Genomic DNA, 4,680 nt, shown 5'->3' on the forward strand with positions numbered 1-4,680 from the left:
ACCTGCGGCCCGACAGCCCCTCCACTCCCCCCGCGCCCGCAGCGCCGGGCCGGCACTTTGCGCACCCCCCCCGGGCCCGAAACAGAGGGAACATGCCCCGACAGCACCCCCCTTCCCTGCACAAGCGAGCCCTGGACCTGCTGCTCCAGGGATGGTCCGTCAAGGACGTCGCAGCCACACTGCGCCTGAGCAGGCCCACCGTGTACCGATGGCGCACCGCCTGCACGCAGTTGACCGGCCATCAGCACACGGCCGGCCAGACGTCCCTGCAACTGCGTGCCGCCCAGGCACGCATCACGCAATTGGAGAAGGAACTCCTGGCCCACCGGCGCCTGACAGAGCTGCTGAACGACGTGATGCCCCCAAAAGACGCTACGAGGCCGTCCAGATGATGGCGCAGGAAGGGCACTCGGTCCGCTCCGTCACCGCGCTCTTGAACGTCTCCGAATCCGGCTACTACAGATGGCGCCGGCGCACACCCTGCGACCGGCTGCTGCGCCGCGCCTGGCTGAGCGAACTCATCGTCTCCATCCACCGGGCCTCGAACGCCGCATACGGCTCCCGCCGCATCCACCACGAACTGCAGTGCTTCTACGGCGTCACCGTCAGCCGCAAGACCGTGGAACTGCTCATGAGACAGGCCGGCATCACCGGGCGCACCGGACGCAGCGGCCGCTCCCGACCCGCCGACCCCGGCCCGCCGAGGTCCGCACGGCGCTGCACCCCGCCCGCGCCGCGGACGCCCTACGCCTCACGCCCGTCCGGCCCCCGCACGCCCGACAAACCGCGCACGCCTTCACCGGCCGGATCAGGGCCCCCGCCCGGCCGATAGCGCCCGCCCCCGCATCGCCGCCCGCACGGCCAGGCCCCGGCGGACCGCTTTTGAAGGGGGACCGGACACCACCCCCCCTTGACGCAACGGGAGCGGCCCGGGGAATGCACAGGCAGAACTGAAACGACGTCCCGGCATGTTCACCCCGCGCCGGTGTGCGATTCTAAGAATCGCACACCTGTGGCATCAACGACCGCCGAGAAAACGGTATCTCCGCCCCCTCCAAGCCTTCGGCGCCCTATAGTTCCGAGGGGAATCGATTTGCAAAATGATGAAAGACAACATGTGCAGCACAGCAGAAACGCCGCCTCTGCCGATCGCATCGTTTCTCAGGGACGGCCTGAGAGCGGGCGAGGACCTCCCCGCCACCCGGGCCCATGAAGTCATGCTCCACTGCGCCATGGACGCGGCCTGCATCCCCGAGTCGCTGCGCGAGGCGGGGGCGACGACGCGGATCGCCGAACTCGACTTCCACACGGTCGCCGCCGTGATCGCATGGATCAAGGCGGCAGGCGCACGCACCTTCTGATGCTGGATCACCGAAACGGCCGGGTCCCCGCAGACCCCGCCCGCCGGCCTCGCACACCAAAAGGAGGACAAGAGCAGGACCCGAAACCCTGCCCGCGCCGGACGCCACCGGCCGCCTAACGGTTGTGCGGTGTCTCCTCCGCCGCAGCGGTGCGCAGCAGCGACTCCACCAGCGCAGAGACGTGCTTGCGGTCGACAGGGCTGAGCTTCTGCACGCTCGCGATCAAGATCGCAACCTCCGGATCCCCTGCCGCCAGCGGGTCCTCGCGGTAGAGATTGACGCCGCACGCCTCGGCCGCGGCCCGGTGCACCGGCGCCACCGGGATGTCGAGCCCCTTGGCCAGGCCCTCCAGCGTGCCCTGCTGCGGCATCTGCGCCAACCGCTCCGACGTCGCCAGGTGGTGGACGGTGGAACGGGAAATACCCCCGCGGCGCGCCACGTCGCTGTAGGACCAACCGCGCTGTTCAATTTGATGCTTGATCAGCACCTGCAGTGGGTTCGGCACGGCTGCCATCTTCCTGCTTGGATGTAGCTTACCGCCATTGTTGGCAGTGAGTTTAAACGAATCGGATCGGTGAACGTCTTCCCCCTCCCTTGTCTGCCGAGATAGCCTACGGCGCCGCTGTAACTTCTTCGTTAAGCCCTCGAGGCCGGGCCGCGCGCCGACGTGACATCGCCCCGTCCCGCCGCACCCGGCCTTCCCGGCCGATCCGCATTCCGGCCTGCACCGGCAGAGGGTCCATGGCCGCTCCGCTGCGGCCCGAAGTACCACAGACACCGTCGGCCGGCCGATGGCGTCCGCGCGTGTGCTGCGTACGTATCGAGACCGTGCGACCACCGCACCCCCCTGAGAGCCCGTGCGATGCGGTGATCGGCAGGTGACCTCCGGGAGGCCGTCGAAAAAGATCATCGAGCGTTTTCAGCGTTGCCTCTCGAGGGTGAGGACGGCATGGGCGATGACGCTCATGCGGTGGGGGCCGATGCGGGAACTGCGCAAGATCTGCCAGGACTTCACTCGTACCATGCCACGTCCGACGCACGCGCGGGCCTCGTTCACGGGCGGACCGATCGATGCACGTGCGGTGACGGCAGCCATCCCGCCCGAGGCCGGCGGCGGATCCCTGCTCGACGAAGTGCCCTGGGAGCACTTCCCGCAGGGGACCGCGCCAGGAAGGCCGTTGACCCGCCGCGTGCCGGCAGCCCGCCCGTCCGCTCCGGGAGCGGACGTCGTGGGCGGGAGGTGCGCCAACGACATGCGGGCCGCCGCGGCGCTCGCCGTACCGTTCCTGATCCGGATCGCCGCCGACCCCTGCCATCCTTGCCGCACCGACGCGCTTGCCGAAATCTCCTTGCCGGCTCGCGCCCGCCACTTCGCCATCGCCCCCCCCGCACCGGACTGCCGCTCCACCGCACCGACTTCCCGGCGATGACGGCCTCCACGACAGCCTCCACGACGGCTACGGCGTCCAGATGAGTGACTGTCCCGCCGCCTGGTCGTATCGACCGCCCGGGCCGCGATCACCGCCGACGCCGCCCTCCTGCAGCCCCTTCTCAACGACCCCGACCCCGACTCCGTACTCCGGCACCACGCCGCCCACGCCCTGACCACCGCCAAGGACGGCGACCGCGCGATCCACGCTGCCATCCGTGCCCGGCTCACGGCCGACCAGGATCCGACGGTCCGCCCCGCCTTGGTCCTGGCCACCGCCGAAGCCACCCACGCCCACCCCCAGCCGCCGACCACCGCGTGGATGCGGGAGCGGACACAGACGCCCGAGGTCCGGCTGGCCGTCGTGATCGTTCATGGGCGGGATCTGTCGCAGTGGCTCGCGCCGGTTGATCTGCGGGCCATGGTCGAGCCGGCAGCGCCGTCCTTGCGTTCGCGCCCGCAGGGCGGTGGTGCCGCGCCGACCGACCGACGTGCCGTGCTCACGGCCGCCATCTGCGTGCCGGTCGGCGGGTGCGCGCCCGGTTGCCGAGGTGTTCCACGGCATGGGCGCGTACGTCGTCCGCGTCTGCGGCTTGGGCTCGGTGCCGTTCTGAGGGAGTGATCGGGGGCTTCGGTGACCACCGCGGTGGGGTGGTCCGTGGATCGGCCCGACGGCCGTCACCGAGGCCGATGACGCCTGTCGGGGCAGCGGCCGGGACGAACACGGCCGGCGTGAGCGGCAGGAGCGTCACGTCATGAGTGTGCACGCGATAGGCCGCCGGTTCACGCGGAGGCCGTCGGCGTTCAGGCGTGCGGGGATCCGGATCCTGCGCTCGCGGGCTGCCTGACAGCGGACCCGTGCGCAGGCGCGGCGGCCCGTCTGCGGTGCCGTGCGGTCGGTGGTGGCCGGTCGGTTGTGTGGTGTCGGCCGGCGCGTTCACTCTCAACTCATTGCAATGTTCCTGACGGTGTTCGTTGCTTTAGGTTCAGGATCGTTGCAACGATTTCACGGCATCTGCCTGCAAAGATGGGAGAGTTGCGCAACAAGAGTGTTGCCTGATTTTTGAATGCAACGTAGCGTTTCTCATGTCGGAAACAAAAGGTCGAAGGAGAGGCACGATGCAGAAGTTCGCCACCCCCGCCCCCGTCCGCGCCGTCCTGGACATCCCCGCCGGACGCATCCGGGTCGTCGCCGCGGACCGTGACATCACCACGGTCGAGGTCCTGCCCGCCGACGCCTCCAAGAGCCGCGACGTGAAGACGGCCGACCAGATCCAGATCGCCTACGCCGACGGGATTCTGTGCATTCACGCCCCGCAGGCGAAGAACCGGGTCCTCGGCCACAGCGGCGCGGTCGAGGTGACCGTGCACCTGCCCGCGGGCTCCGACATTGAGGCGAGGGCGGCCGCTGCGGAACTGCGCGCTGTGGGACGCCTTGGTGACGTCGTCTTCGAGGGCGCACACGGCTCGGTTGAGCTCGACGAGGCGGCAAGCGCCCGCCTGACCGGCCTGGATGCCGCTATCACCGTGGGCCGCCTGAACGGCCCCGGCGAGATCAGCACCCAGCGGGGCGATGTGGCCGTCACCGAGGCTGTGTCCGGCACGCTCACCCTTGCCACCCAGCAGGGCGACATCGCCGTCGGCGCCGCCCGGGGCGTGGCGGCCACGCTGGACGCCGGCACCGCCTACGGCCGGATCCACAACACCCTCACCAACACCGCCAGCCCTGCCGGTGCCGCTCTGGCGGTCAAGGCGACCACCGCCCAGGGCGACATCACCGCCCGCAGCCTGTGACCACGGACAGTCTTGCCGACCCGCAGCCGCCGCCCATAGCCGAACACCTGCGTTCCTACGGCGCTCCTGCTGCCCTCTGCCCGCCGCAAAGCGGGC

The 4,680-nt window shown here is 70.0% G+C and carries 6 protein-coding genes and 1 pseudogene; 4 read left to right on the plus strand and 3 right to left on the minus strand.

Translation table 11 applies throughout. The annotated features are described in order from the left end of the window. Window positions 1–92 precede the first annotated feature (92 nt). From ABT085_RS43965 to ABT085_RS43975, 3 genes are all read left to right on the plus strand, one after another. Window positions 93–392 carry a helix-turn-helix domain-containing protein gene (locus ABT085_RS43965; protein ID WP_351622128.1) on the plus strand — a complete coding sequence of 100 codons (300 nt, stop codon included), beginning with the start codon at window positions 93–95 and terminating at the stop codon, window positions 390–392. Further along, on the plus strand, window positions 389–832 hold the full coding sequence (locus ABT085_RS43970) for an IS3 family transposase (protein WP_351622131.1): 444 nt from the start codon (window positions 389–391) through the stop codon (window positions 830–832). Before ABT085_RS43965 ends, ABT085_RS43970 begins: the two co-directional genes overlap by 4 nt. Window positions 833–1,217: 385 nt before the next feature. Further along, window positions 1,218–1,361 carry a hypothetical protein gene (locus ABT085_RS43975; RefSeq protein ID WP_351622134.1) on the plus strand — a complete coding sequence of 48 codons (144 nt, stop codon included), beginning with the start codon at window positions 1,218–1,220 and terminating at the stop codon, window positions 1,359–1,361. A 115-nt stretch (window positions 1,362–1,476) separates the two neighbouring features. Here ABT085_RS43975 and ABT085_RS43980 read toward each other — a convergent pair whose 3' ends face one another. From ABT085_RS43980 to ABT085_RS43990, 3 genes and pseudogenes are all read right to left on the minus strand, one after another. Further along, complete coding sequence (locus tag ABT085_RS43980; protein WP_351622137.1) at window positions 1,477–1,866, minus strand: helix-turn-helix domain-containing protein; 390 nt, start codon at window positions 1,864–1,866, stop codon at window positions 1,477–1,479. Between the two features lie 414 nt (window positions 1,867–2,280). After that, a pseudogene (locus ABT085_RS43985) lies at window positions 2,281–2,409 on the minus strand (IS5/IS1182 family transposase); the annotation flags it as partial. 409 nt (window positions 2,410–2,818) lie between these two features. Continuing rightward, window positions 2,819–3,355 carry a hypothetical protein gene (locus ABT085_RS43990; protein WP_351622140.1) on the minus strand — a complete coding sequence of 179 codons (537 nt, stop codon included), beginning with the start codon at window positions 3,353–3,355 and terminating at the stop codon, window positions 2,819–2,821. A 554-nt stretch (window positions 3,356–3,909) separates the two neighbouring features. On the opposite strand from ABT085_RS43990, the gene ABT085_RS43995 reads away from it, so the two are divergent. Continuing rightward, the gene (locus tag ABT085_RS43995; RefSeq protein WP_351622141.1) at window positions 3,910–4,584 is read left to right on the plus strand and encodes a DUF4097 family beta strand repeat-containing protein; all 675 of its coding nucleotides are present in this window, start codon (window positions 3,910–3,912) and stop codon (window positions 4,582–4,584) included. The last annotated feature ends 96 nt before the right edge of the window (window positions 4,585–4,680 follow it).

It is taken from the genome of Streptomyces sp. NPDC002265 (genome assembly GCF_040296125.1).
In the GTDB taxonomy this organism is placed as follows: Bacteria; Actinomycetota; Actinomycetes; order Streptomycetales; family Streptomycetaceae; genus Streptomyces.